We start from the raw sequence: 23,982 nt of genomic DNA, 5'->3' as shown, positions 1-23,982 counted from the left end.
AAAAAGCCTCCGTGTCATCAACACGGAGGCTTTTTTTATGGGCAATAGCCACGCGCTGGCGCGCAAACCATGCTATGCCCCGGCCATGGCCATTCCGATCCTTCCTGCGCTATCCCTGCCTGAATCCGAGCTGGAGGTCAGTTATATTCTGGCATCTGGCCCCGGCGGGCAGAATGTGAACAAGGTCGCAACGGCTGCGCAATTACGCTTTGATGCCGCACACTCGCCCTCCCTACCTGAGCGTATTCGTACACGTCTGCTGGAACTGGCAGGCACCAGAGCCACGCGCGATGGCGTTATTGTTATAACAGCCCGGCGCTTTCGCACACAGATCCGCAACCGTGAGGATGCCATTGAGCGGCTGGTCGCCTTAATCCGCGAGGCCGCCCACCGTCCGGCTTTTCGGGTTGCTACACGCCCGGGCCGGGCGGCACGCCAGCGCAGGCTGGACGGCAAGGCCCACCGCGCCAACATCAAACGCGGACGCTCCACCCGGTTTGAGGACTGAGGCTACACGCAGGCATGCCCATAACCGGGGAACCAGTTGCGGCCGATTCTGATATTAATTTTTGGCTGTCTGCAAAAAGCCCTCAGGCTTTCATTCCTCACGCATGAGTATTCATGATACGCTAGAAGGCAGGCAGCATGGGCTGCCGCTCAACCGCCCTCCTTGCATGAGGTATATTCATGACTGTTGTTGCCCGCACCGGACTGGCCGCTTTGCTGCTTGGCTGTGCCACAGCCCTTTCCCTCCCCAGCGCCCACGCCATGACGGTGAAGGAGTGCCACGAAAAGTTCAAGGAAGCCAAAACCGCCAATACGCTCAAGGGCCAGTCCTTTAAGGAATTCAAGGCAAGCGCGTGCGATGTGCAGGCCACACCGGCTGCAACCACCCCCACAACGCCCACGCCCGCTGCCCCGACAAGTGCTGAAACCACCAAACCCGCCAAAGCAGCCCCAGCCGCCACGCAGGCAGAGGACACCAACGCAACCCTGCCTTCCGCCGTAGCGCCGCAATACGCCAAGCTCAGCGCTGGCAAGGCCCGCATGCACACCTGCCTTGACCAGTACAACGCCAACAAGGCCAATAACGCCAATGGCGGGCTGAAGTGGATTCAAAAAGGTGGTGGCTACTACAGCGTGTGCAACAAGCGCCTCAAAGGCGAGTAACACCTCACACTCCATAGGCTTTGGGGCAATCCCCCAAAGCTTACGGTGTGGTTAGCGGGTACGCCCCGTTGCGGGCATGACGTAGAGCATATGCGTGCGATACGAAATCCATACCCTATGCGCGGCAAACCAGTCTGCCCCCAGCAGCATATCCACCGTATCCTGCACTGGGGCAACTGTGAGCACGGGTGATTTTTCCTGCTCCTGCCCGATCTGCATCATACCAAACTTATGCCAATGGTAGGTCTGCTCGTGGCCATCCACCCCTGTTGTCAGCCCGCCCGGATCAGTCGCCAGCATGTGCTGGGTTAACCCCATGCGCTCCGCCGCACGGGTGGAAACAATGCATGAACGCGCACCACTATCCACCAAAGCCTGAAGGGCGTGGCCGTCCAAGTCTACGCGGGCAATCACCCGCTCCCCTGCGTTCTGCAACGGAACCGCGCGGTAAATGTAGCGCCACTCCTGCGGCCCAGAACATTCAGCCGTGCCAGCAGACCAGAAGGAGAGCGTGCCTTGGGCTACGTCAAACTCCACATCATAGCGCGAGAGCAGGTCCCCCCCTACCAGCCCTTCCACCGCAGGCTCGGTCCGGGGGAGTGCTGGCAAGGCATCCACGGGAATGGAGACCGGACCAAACTCCAGCCCACCCATTTTGAACGAACGCACGACCGCATTGGGCACAATGCGCCCAACACCGCCCGTACCATGCACCATGGTGTGCATGGTGCGGTCGAGTTGCGTATCAAACAACGCTGCGGCCTCGGGCGAGAGCAGGCTCCCCTCCGAGCCTGTATCCACAATCATGCGCGCCACATGGCCGTTCAGGCTGACCGGGATGTTCAAAAACCCCAGATCATTCCGCAAGGCCACCCGCGCCATAAGCTTATGGCAGGACTGGGCACTGGCCACGCATGGGGTAACACCCATGGCCGCCACAACGGCCACACCGTATAGCCAGCCCTTTTTGCCCTGTTGCCAAACCCGAGCAGACGTCATGCCAGCTCCCGTGCAAAACGATCGGTAGCGTTCAGCAGGGCGGTCAGGATGCCCGGTTCAAACAGGGCATGGCCTGCGGCATCTATGAGTTGCAACTCGGCCTCGGGCCACGCACGGTGCAGGTCCCATGCTGTGCGGACGGGGGTTGCCATATCGTAACGCCCCTGCACGATCACGGTTGGAATATGGCGGATACGCTCCACATTGGCGATGAGCTGCCCCTCTTCCAACCAGCCACCATGTACAAAATAATGGTTTTCAATACGGGAAAACGCCAAAGCGTAATCGGCCTCGTCATGCTGGTGTTCCATTTCCGGGCAGGGCAGCAGGGTGAGGGTACGCCCTTCCCACAGGCTCCAGGCCCGCGCTGCCTCCAGCCGTTCCGCCCTGTTGTCCGAGATCAGGCGTTTGCGGTAGGCCCCCATCATATCCCCTCGCTCGGCGGCGGGAATGGGGGCTACAAAATCCTCCCATTTATCGGGGAACAGCCATGATGCACCGTCCTGATAGTACCAGAGCAGTTCGGCCTTACGCAGGGTAAAAATACCCCGCAGCATGAGCGCGCTTACACGGTCGGGGTGGGTCTGGGCGTAGGCCAGTGCAAGTGTGGACCCCCACGACCCGCCAAATACGGCCCATTTTTCCACCCCGCACACAATGCGCAGGCGTTCGATATCGGCCACCAGATGCCACGTTGTATTGGCCTCAAGAGAGGCATGGGGGCGCGAACGCCCACACCCGCGCTGGTCAAACAGCACAATGCGGTAGCGCGCGGGGTCAAACAACTGGCGTTGCGCCGCCGAACACCCACCACCCGGCCCACCGTGCAGGAAGACCACCGGAATACCCTGCGGATTGCCGCACTGCTCCCAGTAAACCTGATGCCCCTCCCCCGTATCCAGATAACCGTGGGCGTAGGGTTCTATTTCTGGCCACGGGGAGCGGTGTGCGGTGGTGATCATGACCCTCAACCTTCTTTTTTATGGGTGTTACCCGCCATTTGCGCACGCGGATGCGCACGCGTCCAGACATCCAGCAGGCGGGCCTCGTCCGCTAATGTGTAACGTTGTGTTGTGGACAGGCTGGCATGGCCCAGCAACTCCTGAATAACCCGCAAATCCGCCCCACCTTCCATAAGGTGCGTGGCAAAGGAGTGGCGCAGTGCGTGGGGCGTTACGTGTTCGGGCAGGCCATTGCCAACCCGCCACTCCCGCATGGCCTTCTGGGCGATTGCGGGTTGCAGCCGCCCCCCCCGAACGCCCACAAACAGCGGGCTATCCGGTGCGGGGGCGGGGTGGCGTTTGCACCATGCCTCCAGCGCCTTGCCCACAGCAGGCAGCACAGGCACCAGCCGCTCCTTGCCCCCTTTGCCATAAATACGCAGCACACCTGTCCCGCGCAGGGTTTGCAGGTCGGCAATATTCAGGTTCAATGCCTCGGAAATACGCAGCCCACAGCCATAAAGCAGCAAAAACAGCGTGGCGTTGCGCTGCTCCTCCATGGGGGTGTGGGCCATGCTGGCAATATCTTCCGGAGCTGCCAGTGCATCCTCCCGCGCGAGGGGGCGGGGGAGTGTTTTTTTGGTGCGCGGCAGACGCAAAAGCGAGACAGCCGGATTCTCCACCCCTTCCCTGCGCGCCAGATATTTGAAAAACGATCGCAAGGCGGACACACGGCGCGCACGGGTGCGCGCCGCCTGATCTGGCGTGCTCTTGCGTGCAAGCGGGCGGTTGGCCTGTTTTTGTGCCTGCACAACCTCATGCGCAAGCCATGCCCTGAGGTCACGCAGGGTTATGCTGCCAAGTCCTGCCATATCGGGCGGGCCACCCAGATGCGTGGTCATGAACGCCACAAAACGGGCCAGATCCCCCCGGTAGGCCTCTATGGTCAAAAGGGAGGCCCGCTTTTCCACCGCCATCCATGCCAAAAATTTTTGTATCGCGTCTTCGGCTGTCATGCCCCTGCTCCCCCGGCCCTGCGCCCCCATTCTCTTACGTTCAGGCAAAAAGCCCGGCAAGCAACCCCTGTTCTTTGTGCACCTGCGCGCTTAAACAGAAAACCATGGCAGTGGCTCCTCCTCCCCCTCCGGCTCATGGGTCGGGCACAAACCAGCCCGCAGCACAGATGCAGCGCTTGCCCGTGCTGCTGCCCATGCCGTTTGCAGGTCCATTTGACTACAAAGCCCCCGCTGACATGGCGCTCAGAGCGGGCGATATTGTTAGCGTGCCTTTGGGGAACCGCCGCCAGACCGGCGTGGTGTGGGACACACACAGCACCCTGCCGCCAGACCTTGCCCACCCTGCACCAAACAAAACCGTGGCGGATAACCGCCTGCGCGCCGTGGCGGAGCGGCTGGAACTCCCCCCGCTCAATGCTGAACTCCGCCGGTTTGTGGACTGGGTGGCCGCCTACACGCTCTCCCCCCCCGGTATGGTGCTGGCCATGACCTTGCGCCTGCACATGAAAGGCACAGCCCCCACCCCCGCCACAGGCTGGGTCGCCCACAACGCGCCCCCCACCGACCTGCGCGTAACCCCCGCGCGCCAGAAGGTGCTTGCCCTTATGGCGGACGGAACACCGCGCACCACAACCGATATTGCCAGTGCGGCAGGGGTAAGTGCTGGCGTGGTCAAGGGGCTGGCCGATGCGGGCGCGCTCCGTGGAGTTCTGCTTGAACCCACCCGCCCCTTTGCCCAACCCAACCCCCTGCACCACCCGCCCGTGCTGGAAGGGGCGCAAAAGGATGCCGCCGCCGCCCTGCGCCAGACTGTGCAGGCCAAAAAGTTCTCCGTCACCCTGCTTGAAGGGGTTACAGGGTCGGGCAAAACCGAAATCTACCTCGAAGCCATTGCCGCCTGTCTGGAGCAGGGGCAACAGGCCCTTGTGCTGCTGCCCGAAATTGCGCTGTCCGCCCAATGGATGGACCGCTTTACACGCCGCTTTGGTGTACGCCCCGCCGTATGGCACTCCGAAATAGGGCAAAAAGCCCGCCGCCTGACGTGGCTTGGCGCGGCAGATGGGTCTGCAACAGTGGTGGTGGGGGCGCGCTCCGCCCTGTTCCTGCCGTTTTGCAACCCCGGCCTGATTATTGTGGATGAGGAACACGAATCCCTGTTCAAACAGGAAGAAGGGGTCATCTACAACGCGCGGGACATGGCGGTGGTGCGTGGCAGGCTGGCGGGTTTTCCCGTTGTTGTGGTCTCCGCCACTCCTAGCCTGGAAACACTGGCCAACGCACAGGCCGGGCGGTACCAGCGCCTTGTGCTGCCCACCCGCCACGGTGGGGCATCCTTGCCACAAACCCACCTGCTGGACATGCGCGAAGCCCCACCGGAGCGGGGGATGTTCCTTTCCCCCAGACTGGTGGCGGACATTGCCGCCACATTGGCGCGGGAGGAACAGGCCATGCTGTTCCTTAACCGCCGGGGGTATGCGCCACTTACGCTCTGCCGCACATGCGGGCACCGTATGGAATGCCCACACTGCACCGCATGGCTGGTGGAACACCGCAACCGGCAGGTCCTAAGCTGCCATTACTGCGACCATACGGAACCCATGCCCCCCGTATGCCCAAGCTGCAAAAGCGAACACAGCCTGACCGCCATTGGACCGGGAATAGAGCGCATAACGGAGGAGGCGCGCCAGCTCTTCCCCGATGTGCGTATTCTTGTAATGTCGAGCGACACGCTGGGCGGGCCAGCCGCAACGGCAGAAGCCGTGGCCAAAATTGCCCGCCGCGAGGTGGACCTGATTATTGGCACACAGATTGTGGCCAAGGGCTGGCACTTCCCGCACCTGACACTGGTTGGCATTGTAGATGCCGATCTGGGGCTTGGGGGGGCGGACCTGCGGGCGGGGGAACGCACAATCCAGCTTTTGCATCAGGTTGCCGGGCGCGCGGGGCGGGCCAGTGCTCCGGGGCGGGTTGTGCTGCAAAGCTACACGCCCGAGCACCCGGTTATGCAAGCCCTGCTTTCGGGCGATTTTGACCAGTTTATGGAGCAGGAAGCCGAACAGCGGCGGCCCGGATTCTGGCCTCCATACGGGCGGTTGGCAGCCCTTATTGTGAGCGCCGACACACCACAGGCAGCCGATGAGGCCGCAGCCCGCTTTGGCCGCACGGCCCCTTATGGGGAGGGTATTCAGGTGCTAGGGCCTGCCCCTGCTCCACTCGCCCTGCTACGCGGGCGGCACCGCCGCCGCCTGCTGCTGCGTACATGGCGCAGTGTTGCGGTGCAGCCTATTCTGCACCGCTGGCTGGGTCTGGTTCCGCTGGACAGGCATGTACGGGTCGAGGTGGATATAGACCCCGTCTCATTCCTGTAGCGTCTGTTAGCAGCCCCTGCGGCCCGCTCAGTCGTTGGCGGGTTTGGCTGTGCTGGTCAGCACGGTGGAAATGGTTTCACGCAGCACCATAACGCGCACGTTGGGGGCAATTTCCACTTCAACTTCGCTCGAATCTTCCTTGGTGCGCTGTACAACGCCAACAACACCACCTGCGGTTACAATCCGGTCGCCACGGCGCAGGGATTTAAGCTCGGATTTGAGCTGCTTCTGGCGCTGCTGCTGGGGGCGGATGAGCAGAAAATACATAATGGCAAAAACAGCCACAAACGGCAAAAAGGACATAAGCCCCGATGCACCGCCAGAGCCTCCGGCTGTCTGGGCGTAAGCAGCGGGGATAAGAAAATTGGACATAAGGGTACAGACCTTCAACAATGGCTGGTTGCGAAAACAGAAGAAGTGACCATAATTTTCAATCCTCCCGCGTCAAGCTCCCATGCTGACGAAAGGGCGCCAGAAAGACCTTTAATAAGGAATAAAAGCTGATGGACCAGACCCTGCTGCCAACATTGGACCGTATTGCCGCGGCTCTGGAGCGTCTTTCTCCTCCCCCCGCAACGCTGGATGGCGTGGATGGGGCGGATGCTTTTGTCTGGCTGCCTGAGCGCGGGCGGCTGCTGCCCATACCCCATGTGGCCCATGTGCGCGTTGACCTGTTGCAGGGCATAGACCTGCAACGCCGCATTCTTGTGGAGAACACACGCCACTTTGCCCACCACCTACCCGCCAATAACGCCATGTTGTGGGGGGCGCGCGGTATGGGCAAGTCCTCCCTTGTCAAAGGCGCGCACGCACTGGTTAATCAGGTGGACGGCAAACCCTGCGCACCGGGGACGGGCCGCGTGGTGCTGATAGAAATCCAGCGCGAGGACCTGACCACCCTGCCGCTACTGCTCAGCCTGCTGCGCGAAAACCACCGCCGCTTTATTCTGTTCTGCGATGACCTGTCGTTTGAAAAAGAAGACCGGGACTACAAAGCCCTCAAATCCGTGCTTGATGGCGGCATTGCCGGACGACCGGAGAATGTTCTGTTCTACGCCACATCCAACCGCCGCCACCTAATGCCACGCGACATGATTGAAAACGAGCGCGCAACCGCCATTAACCCCTCCGAAGCCACGGAAGAAAAAGTCTCCCTTTCCGACAGGTTCGGCCTGTGGCTTGGCTTCCATGCCTGCGAGCAGGATACCTATACCGACATGGTCAAAACCTATGCCCATGCGCGCAACCTGCCTATTGCAACGGATGCGCTGCTTGCCCGCGCCAACGAATGGGCCATAACCCGTGGCAGCCGCTCTGGCCGTGTGGCATACCAGTTTGTGGAAGCCCTGACCGCCGAGCTGGCCGCGCATTAATTTGCCCGGCCCGCCGCTATGGTCTTGCATCCCACATGGGTATGAGTTGAGATAGCGTTCGCAAATAGCGGCATCGGCCCGATGCTGCGGGGTCTCCCCTGATTCGAGGCGACATGAACCAGACAGTACCGCCCACTTCTGACGATACGTCCTTTGATACCGAGACACGCTCGAACACAACGGACATACGCAGGGTACGCTCCAACCCGGACTACTGGTACCCGGTTGCATGGTCGCGCGAGCTTAAACCCGGCAAGACCATAGGCACCCGTTACGCAGGCATGCCCATTGCTCTGGTCCGCCCGGTGGACGGCCCCGTTTTTGCGCTGGAAGACCGCTGCGCCCACAGGCAGGTGCCCCTGAGCAAGGGCGTTGTCTCGGGGAGTTCGGTCAAATGCTGCTACCATGGCTGGGCCTATGGCCGCTCTGGGCGGTGTATTGATGTGCCCTATCTGGGCAAGGGCAAACTGCCCAACGGGGTGCGCACCTTCCCCTGCCGTGAACAGAACGGCATGATCTTTGTCTTCCCCGGCGACCCGGAAAAAGCAGACAGCGTGCCGCTGGCCCCACATCTGGCCAAGGCAGACAACCCCGCTTACAAAACCCGCTATTTTGGCCGCACGGTTGGCTGCCACTACAGTTTTATGCATGAAAACCTGATGGATATGAACCACCAGTTCATGCACTCCAAACAGATGGGGCAGATGAAACCCCGCTTTTTAGGCCAAAAGCGCGAACCCGGTCTGGTGGAGGCCCGCTACAGCTTTGCCCGCACCAGCGGCAAGCAGCCTTTTGGCGAGGCCCTGATTTTTGGCGAACGGCGGGACGCATCGGAAAAATTCCAGCACCGCGATGTTATGACCATCCGCACGGAATACCCCTACCAGACCCTGCGCATCCAAACCGGGGATGAAGACCCGGTTATGGACCTGTGGATTGTGTACACCCCCCAGAGTGCGGATGAACTGACCAACCGGACCTTTGGCCTGCTCTCGGTCAAACGCCCCAAAATCCCCGGTATTCTGGACATGGCATGGCCCCTGCTTGTGGCCTTTACCGAACGGATTTTTGCCGAGGACCGCGAAATTGTAGAACTGGAACAACAGGCATGGCGCGACTTGGGCGGAGACCATAATGTGGAGGTCTTCCCTGTGATCAACGCGCTCAGAGCCTTGCTGGTTGAGTGCGGCATCTCCCCTGCCAGCGAGTCTCATGCCTGATACCGGACCTTTGTTACTGGATGCGGGTCCATGCCGTTTGCGCCCGCTCCGCCCTGATGACGCAACAACCCTGCACCACCTGGTCAATGACTGGGAGGTGGTGCGTATGCTCAGCCGCCTGCCCTTCCCCTACCCACGGGATCTGGCGGATAGCTGGATTGCCTCCACCTGCCAGATGCAGGCCGATGGAGAGGGCTATCATTTTGCCATAACCGCGCCCGATGGGGCTTTTCTGGGCTGTATCGGGGTGCGGATTCACACCCTGCCGCAGGTGGGGCGTGTGGGCATGCTGGGCTACTGGGTTGGCCGCCCTTACTGGGGGCAGGGCATTGCCACCCACGCCGCCACCCGCATGACGCGCTGGGCGCTTGCCCATCTGGACATTACCGCCCTGCGCGCAACAGCCGCACAGGACAACCCGGCCTCCATCCGTGTTCTGGAGCGCGCGGGCTTCCGCCATTGCGGCACCGACCGGCAGATGTTTACCGCACGCGGAACAGAACTGCCCGTAGCCATGATGGAGGCCAACCGGAGTGATCTGGACATGAGTATCACCCCCACTCCCCCGCACACACAGCGCAAACTGGTGCTGGTATCCGCCGCCGCCCTCATAGACGCACGCGGCCATATTCTGCTCGCACGCAGGCCAGAGGGCAAAAGCATGGCCGGACTTTGGGAGTTCCCCGGCGGCAAAGTGGAAGCGGGCGAAACACCAGAAGCAGCCCTTGTGCGCGAACTGCACGAGGAACTGGGGCTGGATATGTCACGCGCATGCCTTGCCCCCTTTACGTTTGCCTCGCACGCTTATGCGGGGTTTGACCTGCTGATGCCCCTGTACATCTGCCGCCGCTGGCAGGGCGCCCCCACCGCGCGTGAAGGGCAGAAACTGGCATGGGTTGCACCAGCAGACCTGCGCAACTACGCCATGCCAGAGGCCGACCTGCCGTTTATTCCCCTGCTGCAAGCTTTGTTATAGGCAAAAACCACAGACCAGATTTGTGGAATACGCCCGTTCCGCGCTAAAATACATTCTTGACGAATAATAAGGAACGGGATTAACCAGAAGGCAGAATGTTTCCACCCGGAGACCTTCCCTCGTGATTTGTTAGGCCGGCTTGCGGCGAGGTAAAAAAAACGCGCTAAAGAGGCTTTGACGGCGCATATAACCCGACGTCATGGTTTCCACGGTCAATTTGAGAGATGAAACCCTGCGGATAGACGCAAGTCCTGCGCCTGCCCCCATGGTTTGGGTCAGACACGAAAGAACCGGATACGAATCTCATGAGTGATAACCAGACATCCAATTCCAAGACGTGGCGCCCCGCCACGCGCCAGCTCCATGCCGGTCTGGAGCGCACCGAATATGGTGAAACCAGCGAAGCCCTCTTCCTGACCTCCGGTTTTGTGTACGACAATGCCGAACAGGCCGCCAAAACCTTTACGGGCGAAGTAACGCATTACCAGTACAGCCGCTTTGGCAACCCCACCACCGCAGCCCTTGAGCGCCGTCTGGCTGATCTGGAAGGGGCAGAGGCCTGCGTAACAACCGCAACAGGCATGGGGGCGGTCTCCTCCGCCCTGCTCTCCCACGTCACGGCTGGTGGGCGTGTTGTGGCCTCGCGCGCGCTGTTTGGCTCGTGCCACTGGATTGTAAACCACCTGCTCCCCCGCTACGGCGTGGAAACCGTGTTTGTGGATGGCGAAAATCTGGCCGAGTGGGAAGAAGCGCTGTCTGTTCCCACCGATGCGGTCCTGCTGGAAAGCCCGTCCAACCCCATGCTGGACATTCTCGACATTGCCGCCATTTCCGAACGTGCCCACAAAGCGGGTGCGATTGTGATTGTGGACAACGTGTTTGCCTCCCCCATTTACCAAAAACCATTAGAACTTGGGGCCGATGTGGTGGTGTATTCGTGTACCAAACACATTGATGGTCAGGGCCGTGTGCTGGGTGGCGCAGTGCTGGGCCGCAAAGACTGGATAACCGAGACCCTCCAGCCCTTTACCCGCAACACCGGCAACGCCCTTTCGCCCTTTAACGCATGGGTGATGCTCAAAGGGCTGGAAACGCTCTCCCTGCGTGTGGAGGCCATGGCCCGCAACGCAGCGGCTGTGGCGGATTATCTGGCCTCGGCTCCGGGGATCAAACTGGTGCGCTACCCCGGCCGCAAGGACCACCCACAATACGAACTGGCCCAGCGCCAGATGAGCGGCCACGGCACCCTTGTGGCCTTTGCGGTTGAAGGGGGGCAAAAGGAAGCCTTCGCCTTTATGAACGCCCTCCAACTGATCGCCATTTCCAATAATCTGGGCGACTCCCGCTCGCTGGTGACCCACCCGGCCACCACCACCCACTCCAAGATCAGCCCGGAGGAACGGGCAGCTCTTGGCATTACGGATGGCGCAATCCGCTTTTCCGTCGGGCTGGAAGACAGCGCGGACCTGATTGACGATCTGGCGCGCGGCGTGGCCGCACTCAAGGCGCTGTAAAAAAACAGTCCTCCCTGCGCCGGTAGCGGTCTGATGCCTTGGGTAATACCGGGCCTGGGCCGCTACCAAGGTGCGCGCCTCCCCCCGGCGCGGGTGATGCCGCTTTGCACAACCCACACGTTCATGATACTGCCACGCTCTTCGCAGCAGATGCGGACCTAGCGCACGGAACGGCTGGTCAAAGCCGAACCTTTTTCCATTTTGCAGGAGCTGGAGACCCATGGCCGACTGGGCCGTTGCCCCCCTTCCACAATCCCCGGAAGATGCTCTGAACGAACTGTTTTCGCCTCTCCCCGTGTACGAAGCCGTGACCGAGGGTATTCGCGTGCTTGTGCAGGTCTTCTGGCTGCCCGACCAGTCCGAACCGGATGAGCACAGCTACTGCTGGGTCTACCGCATCCGCATTGGCAACGACAGCAACAGGCCGGTGCAACTACTTGAGCGCACATGGCATATTACCGACACAACCGGCCGCACCGAACACGTGCATGGCGAAGGTGTTGTGGGCGAACAGCCCATTATCCAGCCCGGTACTCTTTATGAATATACGTCAGGCGCGTCCCTTTCCACGCCCGGTGGGTTCATGCGCGGGTCCTACCTGCTGCAGACCACCACGGACCGGACCCGTTTTGACGTTGCCATTCCCGCCTTCAGTCTGGACAGCCCTTTCCAGAACCACCAGCTCCAATAACTCAAGCAGGAGACCGGCATGAGCGTGCCTGAGCACCACACCGACCGCCCCACCCAAAAAGAGGCCGAACAGGCTGTGCGCACCCTGCTGCGCTGGGCGGGGGATGACCCAACGCGTGAAGGCCTGCTGGACACACCCGCCCGTGTTGCCCGCGCCTATACCGACTTTTTTTCGGGTTACGAGATTGACCCCGCCAACCTGCTCCGCCGGACCTTTTCCGAAGTGGATGGGTATGACGAGATTGTTTTGCTGCGGGACATCCGCTTTGAAAGCCACTGCGAGCACCATCTGGCCCCCATTATTGGCCGCGCCCATGTGGCCTACCTGCCGCGCCAGCGGGTTGTGGGCATTTCCAAACTGGCCCGTGTTGTGGACGCCTACGCCCGCCGCCTCCAGATTCAGGAACGCATGACGGCCCAGATCGCCAACACCATCAATGATGAGCTGGAACCCCACGGTGTGGCCGTTATTATTGAATCCGCGCACGAATGCATGACCACGCGCGGTGTGCACAAACCCGGCGTGTCCATGGTCACCAGCACCATGCTGGGCGTGTTCCGCGATAATTCCGATACACGGCGTGAGCTTATGGCCATGCTCAACCGCCCTGCCGTAAGCGATTACTAAGCAGGCGGCACACCCGGCGCATACCCTGCGCCGGGCATTCCCTCCACGCGCCCCTGCCTGCATGGGGTGCACGGAGGAAGCACTTAAATGCTGACGTTAGCGCCAAGCACCTTCAAAAACTGGGCAAGCCATGCCGGGTGGGCAGGCCATGCCGGGGCGCTCACCAGTTCACCATCCGTTACGGCATCCGTGACAGCTATATCGGCATAAATGCCGCCCGCCAGTTCCACTTCCGGCCTGCAGGCCGGATAGGCCGATACCGTACGCCCCTTGATAACCCCTGCCGCCGCCAGCAGTTGCGCGCCGTGGCAGATGGCCGCCAGAGGCCGGTCCGCAAAGGCGCGCACAATTTCGAGCACCCGCGCGTTCAGCCGCAAATATTCAGGAGCGCGGCCACCGGGCACAATCAGGCCCAGATAGTCATCTGTATCAATCGCCTCAAAATCCGCGGTCAGGGTAAAGGCATGGCCGGGTTTTTCGCTGTAGGTCTGGGCACCTTCAAAGTCATGGATGGCGGTCAGAACCTTATCCCCCGCCTTTTTGTCGGGGCAGACCACGTCCACTTTGTAGCCCAGCATGGTAAGTGCCTGATAGGGGACCATAATCTCGTAGTCTTCCACGTAGTCACCTGCCAGCATCAGCAGCTTTACGTCATCAGTCATGGTGCGAGTTCTCCTTCAGCCCTTCGCGCAGGCGGGGCATCAGTTCTACAAAGTTACAGGGGCGGTGGCGGCTATCGAGCTGAAACACCAGAATATCGTCCCATCCATCCTTGACCGCGCCCGTAGAACCGGGGAGCGCGAACAGGTAAGTTCCCCCCGCAACACCGGCCACAGCGCGGGACTGAATGGTGGATGTGCCAATTTTCTGGTAGGACAGCATACGAAAAAGCTCGCCAAACCCTTCGATCCGCTTTTCCATAACGCGCTCGAACGCTTCTGGTGTTACGTCCCGTCCGGTTACTCCGGTGCCGCCGTTGGTAATGACCACATCCACCAGCGGGTCCGCAATCCATGCGCTCAACTGCGCTGCGATCAGGTCCGTATCATCCGAAACAATGGTGCGCGCGGCAAGGGTGTGCCCTGCGGCCTCAATCCGGGCCACAAGGGCTGCACCGGAGGTATCCGTCTCCAGCGTGCGCGAATCCGAAACAGTCATAACAGCAATACGCACAGGCAAAAACGGTCGGTTCGTATCTATCTTGGACATGGCTGACTGTTATATCTCCGCAAGTATGATGCAAAAACGCATCAGAGAAATGAATAATAGCCGTCTGAAGCAGAAAATAACCGCATAAGGGCAATCTTTTGCCTGCATCGGCCCTAAAAAACATTTAGGGATTGGGGTTGTTACACCCCGATAAACCATGATTGATCTTATTGCTCACACAAAAGACCAATCCAAAGACAACAAAATTGGGATCATGACCAAACGTATTTTTTTTCCTTTTCGCACGTTCTGGCTTTTTGCCTTCCTTCTCCCCCTTATGGCCGCGGCCCTTCCCGCACGGGCGCAGCTTCTGACTGGTGGCAACAGTTCTATTGGTCTTTTACCCAGTCTGGAAGTTGATAACGAGGCCAATCTGGTGGAAGACCCCGGCCCCCTGTTTTCCGCCCCCTATGGCAAGGACCATTTTTTTGGCAACTGGGGTGGCGCGCAGCCATGGCTGATCGACCACGGCATTCATATTCTGGCCGATGTGCATGAGGAACTGGCAGGCAACTTCCGTGGGGGCCGCAAACAGGGCGTGACCAATGCGGGTCAGGTTGGTGTTGAACTGGATGTAGACTGGGGCAAACTGACCAAGACCGACCTGTTCAAGAACTTCTGGACCCATATGATGGTCGTGAACGGCCACGGGCGGAACCTGAGCACGGAGTATATTGGGGATTCCATCGGCGGTGTGCAGCAGATTTATGGCGGCCGAGGCAATGTGGTGGCCCACCTTGTTTACCTGTATGCCGAGCGCTCGTTTTTGCATAACCACCTGGACATCAGCGCGGGCTGGATCCCACCGGGCAGCTTTTTTGCGGCCTCCCCGCTGTTTTGTATGTACATGAACGTGGCCATGTGCGGTAACCCCGCCCCCACCAAATACACCGAAGGCGCGCGTGACTGGCCTTCGGGCAACCTTGGGTTTGTCGTCCGCGTCATGCCTACAAGCGAGACCTATATTATGGGCGCGCTGTTTGCGGTGTCTCCCCACGCCTTTAACGGCGGCATTTCCGGCTGGGCATGGGCGCAGGATGGGTTGGGCAAGTTCTCCTCCCCCGTGGAAGTGGGCTGGCTGCCAAAATTTGGCAAAGACCACCTGAACGGCCACTACAAAGCCGGTTTTGGCTACGATAATTCCAGCTACCCCGACCTTTTGGAAGACATACACGGCAATCCATGGATTGAAACCGGCAGACCCGCCCGCTACCGCGCTGGCCGGGCCAGTGCATGGGTCATGGCCGACCAGATGCTGGTCCGTAATGGAGATGGCCCAACCAACGGCCTGATCGCCCTTGCAGGCTGGATGTGGGCAGATGGGCACACAACGGCCATGTCTCACCACATATGGGCCGGTATGGTGGAAACCGGAGCCAAATGGGGCCGCCCGATGGATAGCGTAGGGGCGATGTACCAGTGGGAACTCATGAGCCGTGCATCCACCTTGCAGCAGGAAGCCGCGGTCAATGCCGGTGTGGCGTTCCCCTCCAACCAGTGGGGGCCTGTCTGGGGCGTTCAGTCGCATGAGAACATTTACGAAGTGTTCTACAACGCCCACGTAGCGCCCGGCATTTCCTTGCAGCCGGACTTCCAGTACATCAACCGCCCCGGTGGCAGCACCGTCTTCCACGATGCGGCGGTGATGGGGCTTCAGTTCAACGCGGTTCTGTAATTAACGCGGGGCTTCAAACCGCTCCATCGGGCGCAGGCTCAGCATATTCCCCCGCAAGGGGGTAAACTGCTCTGCGTGGCAGGTCAGCAGTATGATCTGCAACCGTGTTGCGGCATCGGACAGCACATCAAACAGGGTCTCCAGCCGCTGGGAGTCCGAAAAACTCAGCGCGTCATCCAGCACCAGAATGGCTGGCGCCCCCCGTTTGTGCAGCAGTTCGGCAAATCCCAGCCGCACCAGAACGGCAATCTGCTCGCGTGTTCCATCGGACAGGTCCTTAATGTCCTCCGCGCGCTGGCGGGTCAGGCCGGTCAGGGCAAACTGTGTATCCACCTCCAGTGTCACGCCCCGGAACAGGGCCGAAAACGCAGGCTGCATGGCCTGCACCAGCGGGGCCAGATAGCGTTCGGTCTGTGTGGTTTCCGCTTTGAGCAGCGTGCTCTCCAGCAAAGCAAGGGCTGCGCGCTCGCGCTCCCATGCGGCCAGTTCCCCCTGTAGCTGCCCGGCATGGCGTTCGGCACTGGCGAGCTGTTCATCCAACCCGTCCCCTTCGGCCTGACGAATGCGTGTTTCACGCTCCATCTTGTCCATGGACAGGCGTTTAACCTGCGCATGCACATGCTCCATATCCTGCTCGCGGCGGGTAATGCCCTGTTCCACTACGGCCAGAGGTTCCTCCTGCTGGCGAATATGGGCAATACGGGCCAGTTCAACCTGTGCGTGCTGCCGGTCCTGCTCGCTCTGGCTGGTGCGGGCCAGCAGGGCTGCGTCGGGGTCGCGCTCCACCCACACACTCAGTTCGCGCTGGTCGCGTTGCAGGGTCTGCTGCTGCTGCTCGGTCTGGGCGCGTATCTGCTCCAGCCGGGCATGGGCTGCGCGGTGCTGACTGAGGACCTCCTGCTCCTGCTGGCGGGCGACTTCCACCGCCGTCAGCGCGTCCTGCTCCTGCCTGCGGGCCTGTTCCACATCCAGTGGCTGGGCGTCCTCTTCGGGCGCATTTGCCTGCGCGGCCTGCGCCTTGGCAAAATGGGCTTCCCGCTCGCGCAGCTTCTGGCGCTGCTGGTCCAGAGCGCCGCCAATAAGGCTGGCCTGCGCCACGCCCAGAAGCGCCATACACTCCGCACTGGCCTGCTCTACCGCGCGCTCTGCCTGCCTGTGGGCCTCGTGCTGGCTTTCAGCCTGATCGGCACTGTGGCACCCGACCTCACGCAGCAGATCGTCCAAGGCTGTCTGGGCGGTTGCAAGGGCGGTATGGAGGGCCTCGCTCTGCTGGGTGGGTGGGGTTATGGTAAAGCGCCCCACGCCATCCACCACCAGTTCGCTCACGTCTGTCAGGGACTGGGGGCCTAATGGGCAGGGTTGGCCGTTCAGCCATACGGTGCCTGCGGCATCGGGCTGCAAGGTGGCCACAAACCGTGTGGCCTGGGCCTGCATACGGGCCTGGGCCTGATGCACACCCTGCACCGCTTTGGCCAACCGCCGCATAAACGCTGCATCCACGGGCAGAACACGCAGGGCCGCCTGTGCTTTTTCCAGCCTTGCACAGGCGGCATTGGCACGCTCGAAAGCGGCACGTTCCTGCGCAAGCGCCTGCTGGGTCTGCGCCTGCTCGGCCTTTTGCATTACGCGGGACAAAGTGGTCCGGGCCTGCTGGTGCCGGGTTGAGGCAGCCCCCAACCCGGCCTGCGCCTGAACCAGCTTTTGGTCCACATCCTGCGCCAGACGTTCCAGCTCACTCTGCCCGACCCGGGCTTCGGCCAATGCCTGCTCAAGCCGGGCAATGTCGGCCCGGCGTGTTTGGCGGCGTTCCTGCTCGGCCTGAAAATACTGCAAGTTCTGCTCGGTTGCGTTCAACTGCGCCTGTGCGGCCTGCTCCTGTGTAGCCAGCCCAAGCAACAGGTCGCGTTTTTGGCGCAGAGCAATAAGCTTTTCCTCCGCCTGCCTGCGCTGTTCGGGATTTTCGCTCTCGGCCAGCATGCGGCGGGTCTGTTCCAGCCCGTTTATATCCTCATGCAGGGCTTCGCGGCGGGCAACGAGTGTGGCGACCAGCGCATGGGCCTGCTCGCTTGCCTCCTGCACCTGCCGCATGCGCTGGCTGACCTTGCCCGTTGCGGTCTGGTACTGGGCGAGCCGCTTGTTCACCAATGCCAGCATGGCGCTGGCTTCGGCCGTGCCGGTTACGCCCTGTATGCTCTGTTGCAGGCAGGCCTGAAGGCTTGCGCGCCCCGCCCCTTGCAGGGGAGGTTGAGCAAAACTTTCGCCCTGTTCCACCAGCAGGGCGTTCCATAGCCCTGCGGCTTCGTATTTGTTGATTTTTTCCAGCTCGAACAGGTCTTGCAGCCGTTCCTCCGCCGCATCCCCATCAAACCGTTCAGCCCCCAGATCCAGCCGGGCCAGACTACCGCTGCCAAACTTTTTTTCCAGCCAGCAGGGCTGACCGCGCCATGTAAAGCCCACTCCAACATGGGGGGAGCCACCCCCATAGGGCAGCAGATCCTGAAATGGCTTGGCCTTGGAGCCGTGCCTAAGGGTTAGGGCTGCCCGCAACGCCTTGAGCACTGTGGATTTTCCCGCCTCATTCGGGGCGGCCAGAACATTCAGCCCCGCCCCCAGCCCTTCGACCCGAATGGGGGAGGCAAAGCGGCGCACGGCTTCGATCTGGAGGTCGGTCAGGATCATTGTGCGCCCCTCTTTACTTCATCCCAGAGCAGAAAGAGCCTTTGCAGCGCCTCCTGCGCCACGGCGGCCTCGGCCCCTCCGGCCTTAGCCTGCTCCAGCAGGGCGGCTGCACTTGCGCGCACGGGGCCGGACGCCCCAAGCCTATCCAGATCATCTTCCCCCGCAGCCAGCCCCGGAGCACCTGTAAGGCGCAAACAGGTAAGTGCGCTGCGCAGGCGCCGCTCGATCAGGGATTCATACAATGCCAGATCATCCACCCCGAGCATGCCGCTGACCTCCAGCCATGCCAGAATGGTATGGGGCTGTTCGGGGGCTATGGCGCGCACCCGGTTTTCCAGCGCCTCTATGTCAGCACGGCCAGTCAGCACCACGTTCTCCAACTTGCGCCAGTTAAAACGCCCGGTTCTGTGCGTACTCAGCCGTGGCGGGGCTGTGGGGCCTGCAAATTCCGCCACCACGCAATCACCACCACCAGCGCCCCCTGTGCCAAAGCGGTCGACTTCTGGCGTACCCGAATACACCGTGCGCTCGTTGATCTGGCGATAACCGTGCCAGTCCCCCAGCGCCAGATAGGCAAGCCCGGCCCGCGCCGCGCGGTCTATGGCTATGGGGTTATTCTGGGCCTCGTCCTCATTCCCGAACCCCACGACCGAGCCGTGGGCAACCCCGATGCGCAAGGCTCCTTCTGGCGTTGGGGCGTCATCCATATAAGCCGTAAGGTCGGACAGGGTATGCCGCCGCTGCAAAACGGCGGGCAACAGCCACGCATTATGCGCGGCATCAAGCTCCACCGGTGCTGGCTCAAGGTGGAGTTTTACGTTGCCCGGTGCGGCATTGTCGCGCAGCAGGCGGGTCCACACCCCTTGGGGAATGTGGGCATCGTGGTTACCGGGAATAAGGTGCCAGCTTAGGTCCGCAAACTGGCGCATGCGCTCCATGGGCTGGCGCAATGTATGTTCGGAGGGGGTTTCGTGTTCATACACATCGCCTGCGACCAGCACATGCGCCGCCCCTTCGGCCCGGGCCAACTGGCCTATGCGTTCGATCACATTCAGCCGCTCCGCCTGAAGCGCGCCCAATGCATCATCATCCACAAAGCTGAAGGTCCGGCCGATCTGCCAGTCGGAGGTATGAACAATTTTCATACACACTGTTGTGCCCGCACCACCGATGGCCCGACAAGACAGAATATGGCATGACGGCAGGCACACCCCTGCCGCCAATAACAGCCATGCATGCGCCAGACCCTAAGTTGATTAGCCCCATTATAGTTTGCAGGCTTATGCTTCAGGTCTGCTGCGCGTTTAACGCAATGCCAGACTATGGGCAGAACTTCTCTCAAACATTATATTTTATTTTAATATACGCTTGTCTATTCGGATTCGGGGGCAATCCCTCCTCAGTGGCCACAGCAAAAGCAGACCAGAATGACCGCTGAGAAAACAGCTTTTATGCACAGACCGGGGTGGCGGGGCTGGTTCCTCCAACTCCCGCCCTCCGTGTTTTCTCCCGGGTGGTTCCTGTTCTGCCTGCGCACATGGCTGTCCGCCGTGCTGGCCCTGAGCACGGCGTTCTGGCTCCAGCTTTCCTCCCCCGGCACTGCGGCTGTTACGGTTATGATTCTGGCCCAGCCGCTCCGTGGGCAAGTGCTCTCCAAAGCGCTGTACCGGCTGGCGGGCACCATTATTGGCGCGTTTGTGGCACTTTTTCTGACCGCCTGCTTCAATCAGGAACGCGGGGTTTTTCTGGGCGGGGTGGCGCTCTGGCTCACCCTATGCACCATTGTTGGCACGCTAGAGCGCGACTTTCGGGCCTACGCGGCCATGCTCTCGGGCTATACGGTCGCTATTGTGGGCATCAGCTGTATTGATAACCCTGCGGGCATTTTTGATGTTACGGTCAACCGCGTGTCCTGCATTGTTGTGGGCATTGCCTCCACCGCAGCCATTAACGATATTTTTGGCTCCCCCACCGCGTTTGAAAAACTGACCGCCAACCTGCGCCGTACGTCAGACATGGTGCGCCGCATTGCCAAGGACGCGCTTGCTGGCCACAGCATTCCCGACAGCATGGCCTGCGCGGGCCTTGCGGGGGAAATTATTGCCCTGACCTCGCAAATCTCCTTCGCCAAGACCGAACTGCCCGATGCCCGCCTGCGGCTTGCGGGCGCGCACTCGGCCATGGTGGCGCTGCTGGAAATGCTCTCGTGTAGTCAGGCCATTGCCCTTGTGCTGCGCAAGGGCGAGGTCTCGGCCACGGTGCTCAAACACATCCGCGATTCTTTTGGCGATGGCACCCCGGTCGATTCCCCGGCACAGGCGGTGCATGATCTGGAAGACCTGGCGCGTGAGGCGCATGAAAACGAACTCTGCCTTGGCCCAACGCTGGATGAGGCATGGCTGATCGAACGCTCCATGGCCCTGCTGTCCGATGCACGCTGGGCGGTGGATGGCATAGATGCGTTTGAACACGGCCAGCGCGCACGCACACAGGCCCCCGAGCTGAAAATTGAACAGCATGATGATGTGATTGCAGCCCTGCTCAATGGGTTGCGCACGCTCATCGGCTTTTCCGTAGCGGCGGGGTTGTGCATTATTTCCGATATCCCGGCCACGTATTCCGCGCTTTCTCAGGTTGCCATCATCCTCACCCTTGCCGCCACAACCTACAATGTGCGTGGCTTTGGCATGGGGGCACTGTTGGGCACACCGCTGGCCATTTTTGTGGCGGCTGTGCTCAACTTTGGCATTCTCCCCCACGGGGCGGACATGCCTTTTCTGGCACTGGTTATTATTCCCGTTATTTTTGGCGGATGCCTGCTGCTCATGCACCCCAAAACAGCCACAATCGGGTTTAATGCTGGGGTGTTCTTTTTTGTTATTCTGGGTGTGGCCGACCAGCAGAATTACGAGCCATCGGCCTTTATTGACCGCAATGTGCTGTACCTGTTCGCCGCGATCATGATCTTTATTTCGCTGGTGCTCCTGCTGCCCCCTTCCGCGTCACGCAGGCGCTTCAGGGTTGGCATTACCATCGGGCATGATCTGCTGCTCCAGTTTGAAGGACATGGCGAGCAGGCAGGCTCCGCCCTGATCAGCCGCCATTACGACCGGCTATGCCGTATTCTGGAATGGAACCGCTACCTACCGGCCAACAAAGCGCGGCAACGTGTTTTTGCCCGCCTTGCCAGCCTGGATACACTCAATCTGGAACTGGCCCGTGCGCGCCGCCATCTGCAACGTGCGGCCACCATTCCCGCTATCCGGCTGGATGCGGAATCCGCCTACCGCGCCACCATTATTTACAACGTGGACGCAGCCCTTGTGCGTATGAAGCACAAGGCCCGCATTCTGCTCGACCACGCCATTGGGCTGCCACATGGGCAAATGGCCACAGCCCTTGCCGCCGTATCCGCCATGGTGGGGGCCATTCGGCTGCTCGAACACAACCGTTCCGCCCTGCACCTGTATGACCTGCTGCCCGTACCCGACCAGCAATGGAAGGCCCGCTAGAATGATGCAACTCCAGCCTGTTCTGGATATTGGCGGCCTGCTGGTTTCCTCCTTTGTGGTGCATGCGGGGCTGGCCATTGCCACCTTGCTTGCCCTTAACCCGCTTTTGGCCAAGGTGCGCGCACGCCGCGTGGTGTGGAACCTGCCTTTGGCCGAATTTGGCATCCTTATCGGGCTTATCGGCCTGTATACCATCCTGCTGTGAAAGGGCTTTTCCGCCGTGTTTGAACGTGCGCGCCGCCTTCTGCAATTTGTTACGACCGGCATTATTCTGGCCATTGCGGCCGTGGTCTGCTTTGTGCTGTGGGACTATTACACCGCCGCCCCATGGACCCGTAACGGGCAGGTACGCGTACAGGTGGCCGATATTGCACCGCGTGTTTCGGGCCAGATTATCGACATCAAGGTGCGCGACAACCAGTTTGTCCACACGGGTGATGTTCTGTACGACATTGATCCGTTTGATTTTAAGGTCGACGTGGCCTCCGCCACAGCACTGGTTAACGAACGTCAGGCAGACATGGTGCTCAAGGCATCACAGGAATACCGCCGCAACAACCTGACAGACGCCGCGGCCTCCCGCGAGGAAAAGCAGGTGTTCCAGGCCACGGCAGAGGTGGCCAAGGCACAGTATGCCTCGGCCATGGCCGCACTCTCTCAGGCCAATATCAACCTTGACCGAACCCATGTGCGCAGCACCGTAACCGGCTACGTGAACAACCTGATCATGCGGGTGGGGGATTACGCCACCGCCGCCAAGGCCAATATTCAGGTCATTGATGCTTCCTCCTACTGGGTGGATGGGTATTTTGAGGAAACCAAAATCCGCTCCATCCATATTGGTGACCGCGCAAGGCTGGACCTTATGGGCTACCGCCAGCCCATGTGGGGGCATGTCACCAGTATTACGCGCGGGATTGCCACACCCAATGCAACGCCTTCCACCCAAGGTCTGCCATCGGTGGACCCGGTCTATACATGGGTGCGGCTGGCGCAGCGTATTCCCGTGCGTGTGCAGATCGACAGCATCCCCCCCGGCACCCAGCTTGCCGCGGGCATGACCACCACGGTCACCATTGTGGGCAGCAAGGGCAAACGCGCGCATGACTCCCTGACCGAAGCACTGGACAGGCTGCATGATGCCCTTATGGGCGGCACGGGCGGGAACGGCGCGCGGCATTAGGGATAGAGTATGGACGCCCGCCCCCCATGCTGGCACAAACACAGCTATGCGCCATTCCTCTGCCCTGCCCCGCTTGACTGTTGTGCTCTGCACACTTGGTCTGTGCCTGCCCCCCGCCGCCCATGCGCGCAACATACCGGGCCATCGGGTGCAGGTGAGCGCGCCATGCCTGAACAGCCTGCATGTTGTGACCGACAACGCCTTGTCCGGCGGGGTGGATGTTGGGGGGAACTGGCCCACGGGCCTGCAGAGCACCACGGCAGAGGACGGCACCATAACCCTGACGCAGACAGGCTGCCCGGTTGGGCAGAATCTGGAACTGCACACGCCCTCGGCCATGCCGCTGGCCATAGACAGCCCGCAGGCCACACGCATTGTTATTGACGACCGGAGTGGCCCCATGTCCATCCAGTCCGGCTCGGGCGCGATCGACCTTGGCAAAACCGGCCCTGTTGATCTGGCATCGGACTCCACCGGCCCCATCAGCATTGGCGCACTGGCCGGATCGGCCCGCCTGCGGTCCACCGTATCGGCCCCTATTACCATCCATCAGGCCAATGCTCCGGCACTGGCCGTCTACCTTGCTGGCACGGCAAGCCTTGTGGCCCCCTCGGGCACGCTCAAGGCGCTGGACATTAACAATACAGGCAAGGGCCATGCCAGCTTTGGCGGCACCACAGGCGTTGCGGCCCTGCATGTGCAGGGCGAAGGGGGCATTAGCGTGCACAAGGCAACCGGCACCATAGCAACCGAGCGCGATGGCAAAGGGCGGATAGACGTTAATCTGCCCCCCGCGCAGCAGAACTAGCAAGCACACAACACTATACC

General features: G+C 60.9%; 22 protein-coding genes and 1 riboswitch. Of the genes, 14 read left to right on the top strand and 8 right to left on the bottom strand.

Annotated elements, in window-relative coordinates:
- Positions 1–85: 85 nt before the first annotated feature.
- Positions 86–508 carry an alternative ribosome rescue aminoacyl-tRNA hydrolase ArfB gene (gene arfB / locus AABE20_RS07225; protein WP_338332614.1) on the top strand — a complete coding sequence of 141 codons (423 nt, stop codon included), beginning with the start codon at positions 86–88 and terminating at the stop codon, positions 506–508.
- A gap of 179 nt (positions 509–687) precedes the next feature.
- Positions 688–1,170, top strand: a complete 483-nt coding sequence (locus AABE20_RS07220) for a hypothetical protein (RefSeq protein WP_338332461.1) — start codon at positions 688–690, stop codon at positions 1,168–1,170.
- Between the two features lie 51 nt (positions 1,171–1,221).
- Here AABE20_RS07220 and AABE20_RS07215 read toward each other — a convergent pair whose 3' ends face one another.
- From AABE20_RS07215 to AABE20_RS07205, 3 genes are read right to left on the bottom strand one after another with little or no spacing between them, the layout of a single operon-like run.
- Positions 1,222–2,169 carry a retroviral-like aspartic protease family protein gene (locus tag AABE20_RS07215; protein WP_338332460.1) on the bottom strand — a complete coding sequence of 316 codons (948 nt, stop codon included), beginning with the start codon at positions 2,167–2,169 and terminating at the stop codon, positions 1,222–1,224.
- A complete protein-coding gene (gene pip, locus AABE20_RS07210; protein ID WP_338332459.1) occupies positions 2,166–3,131 on the bottom strand; it encodes a prolyl aminopeptidase in 966 nt (321 codons plus the stop codon). The genes AABE20_RS07215 and pip overlap by 4 nt, the downstream gene beginning before the upstream one ends.
- 5 nt (positions 3,132–3,136) lie before the next feature.
- Positions 3,137–4,126 (bottom strand): tyrosine recombinase XerC, encoded by a 990-nt coding sequence (locus tag AABE20_RS07205; protein ID WP_338332458.1) that lies wholly within the window; start codon positions 4,124–4,126, stop codon positions 3,137–3,139.
- Positions 4,127–4,230: 104 nt separating this feature from the next.
- Here AABE20_RS07205 and AABE20_RS07200 point away from each other — a divergent pair, with 104 nt between their 5' ends.
- Entirely contained in the window at positions 4,231–6,495 is a 2,265-nt protein-coding gene (locus tag AABE20_RS07200; protein WP_338332457.1) for a primosomal protein N', read from the top strand.
- A 27-nt stretch (positions 6,496–6,522) separates the two neighbouring features.
- Here AABE20_RS07200 and yajC read toward each other — a convergent pair whose 3' ends face one another.
- On the bottom strand, positions 6,523–6,867 hold the full coding sequence (gene yajC / locus AABE20_RS07195; RefSeq protein WP_338332456.1) for a preprotein translocase subunit YajC: 345 nt from the start codon (positions 6,865–6,867) through the stop codon (positions 6,523–6,525).
- A 131-nt stretch (positions 6,868–6,998) separates the two neighbouring features.
- Between yajC and AABE20_RS07190 the strand changes: the two genes are divergently transcribed.
- The 6 genes from AABE20_RS07190 to folE all read left to right on the top strand — a co-directional run bounded on the left by AABE20_RS07190 (position 6,999) and on the right by folE (position 12,896).
- Complete coding sequence (locus AABE20_RS07190; protein ID WP_338332455.1) at positions 6,999–7,868, top strand: ATP-binding protein; 870 nt, start codon at positions 6,999–7,001, stop codon at positions 7,866–7,868.
- Between the two features lie 113 nt (positions 7,869–7,981).
- A complete protein-coding gene (locus AABE20_RS07185) occupies positions 7,982–9,088 on the top strand; it encodes a Rieske 2Fe-2S domain-containing protein (protein WP_338332454.1) in 1,107 nt (368 codons plus the stop codon).
- Positions 9,081–10,064, top strand: a complete 984-nt coding sequence (locus tag AABE20_RS07180; RefSeq protein ID WP_338332453.1) for a bifunctional GNAT family N-acetyltransferase/(deoxy)nucleoside triphosphate pyrophosphohydrolase — start codon at positions 9,081–9,083, stop codon at positions 10,062–10,064. The genes AABE20_RS07185 and AABE20_RS07180 overlap by 8 nt, the downstream gene beginning before the upstream one ends.
- 108 nt (positions 10,065–10,172) lie before the next feature.
- Positions 10,173–10,252: riboswitch (SAM riboswitch) on the top strand.
- Between the two features lie 117 nt (positions 10,253–10,369).
- Positions 10,370–11,578, top strand: coding sequence for an O-succinylhomoserine sulfhydrylase (gene metZ / locus AABE20_RS07175; protein WP_338332452.1), 1,209 nt, complete (start codon positions 10,370–10,372; stop codon positions 11,576–11,578).
- 220 nt (positions 11,579–11,798) lie between these two features.
- Positions 11,799–12,269: a Co2+/Mg2+ efflux protein ApaG gene (gene apaG, locus AABE20_RS07170; protein ID WP_338332451.1), complete on the top strand. Its 471-nt coding sequence runs from the start codon at positions 11,799–11,801 to the stop codon at positions 12,267–12,269.
- A gap of 18 nt (positions 12,270–12,287) precedes the next feature.
- Positions 12,288–12,896, top strand: a complete 609-nt coding sequence (folE, locus tag AABE20_RS07165) for a GTP cyclohydrolase I FolE (RefSeq protein ID WP_338332450.1) — start codon at positions 12,288–12,290, stop codon at positions 12,894–12,896.
- A gap of 83 nt (positions 12,897–12,979) precedes the next feature.
- Here the strand turns inward: folE and AABE20_RS07160 are convergent, their stop codons facing one another.
- Both AABE20_RS07160 and moaB read right to left on the bottom strand, forming a co-directional pair.
- Positions 12,980–13,558: a DJ-1/PfpI family protein gene (locus tag AABE20_RS07160; RefSeq protein WP_338332449.1), complete on the bottom strand. Its 579-nt coding sequence runs from the start codon at positions 13,556–13,558 to the stop codon at positions 12,980–12,982.
- Positions 13,551–14,105, bottom strand: coding sequence for a molybdenum cofactor biosynthesis protein B (moaB, locus tag AABE20_RS07155; protein ID WP_338332448.1), 555 nt, complete (start codon positions 14,103–14,105; stop codon positions 13,551–13,553). The genes AABE20_RS07160 and moaB overlap by 8 nt, the downstream gene beginning before the upstream one ends.
- A gap of 214 nt (positions 14,106–14,319) precedes the next feature.
- Here moaB and AABE20_RS07150 point away from each other — a divergent pair, with 214 nt between their 5' ends.
- Positions 14,320–15,780, top strand: a complete 1,461-nt coding sequence (locus tag AABE20_RS07150) for a carbohydrate porin (RefSeq protein ID WP_338332447.1) — start codon at positions 14,320–14,322, stop codon at positions 15,778–15,780.
- On the opposite strand, the gene AABE20_RS07145 is transcribed toward AABE20_RS07150, so the two are convergent.
- A complete protein-coding gene (locus AABE20_RS07145; protein WP_338332446.1) occupies positions 15,781–18,459 on the bottom strand; it encodes an AAA family ATPase in 2,679 nt (892 codons plus the stop codon). It abuts the gene before it with no gap.
- On the bottom strand, positions 18,456–19,604 hold the full coding sequence (locus tag AABE20_RS07140; protein ID WP_338332445.1) for a metallophosphoesterase family protein: 1,149 nt from the start codon (positions 19,602–19,604) through the stop codon (positions 18,456–18,458). Before AABE20_RS07140 ends, AABE20_RS07145 begins: the two co-directional genes overlap by 4 nt.
- A gap of 282 nt (positions 19,605–19,886) precedes the next feature.
- Between AABE20_RS07140 and AABE20_RS07135 the strand changes: the two genes are divergently transcribed.
- The 4 genes from AABE20_RS07135 to AABE20_RS07120 are packed head-to-tail and all read left to right on the top strand — an operon-like array spanning position 19,887 to position 23,962.
- Positions 19,887–21,971, top strand: coding sequence for an FUSC family protein (locus tag AABE20_RS07135; protein WP_338332444.1), 2,085 nt, complete (start codon positions 19,887–19,889; stop codon positions 21,969–21,971).
- Positions 21,972–21,975: 4 nt separating this feature from the next.
- Positions 21,976–22,176, top strand: coding sequence for a DUF1656 domain-containing protein (locus AABE20_RS07130; protein ID WP_086645545.1), 201 nt, complete (start codon positions 21,976–21,978; stop codon positions 22,174–22,176).
- A gap of 15 nt (positions 22,177–22,191) precedes the next feature.
- Positions 22,192–23,154: an HlyD family secretion protein gene (locus AABE20_RS07125; RefSeq protein WP_338332443.1), complete on the top strand. Its 963-nt coding sequence runs from the start codon at positions 22,192–22,194 to the stop codon at positions 23,152–23,154.
- A complete protein-coding gene (locus AABE20_RS07120) occupies positions 23,108–23,962 on the top strand; it encodes a hypothetical protein (RefSeq protein WP_338332442.1) in 855 nt (284 codons plus the stop codon). The genes AABE20_RS07125 and AABE20_RS07120 overlap by 47 nt, the downstream gene beginning before the upstream one ends.
- The last annotated feature ends 20 nt before the right edge of the window (positions 23,963–23,982 follow it).

This window comes from Acetobacter zythi (assembly GCF_963921165.1).
Classification (GTDB): Bacteria; Pseudomonadota; Alphaproteobacteria; order Acetobacterales; family Acetobacteraceae; genus Acetobacter.
This window is presented reverse-complemented; position numbering and strand designations above follow the sequence as displayed.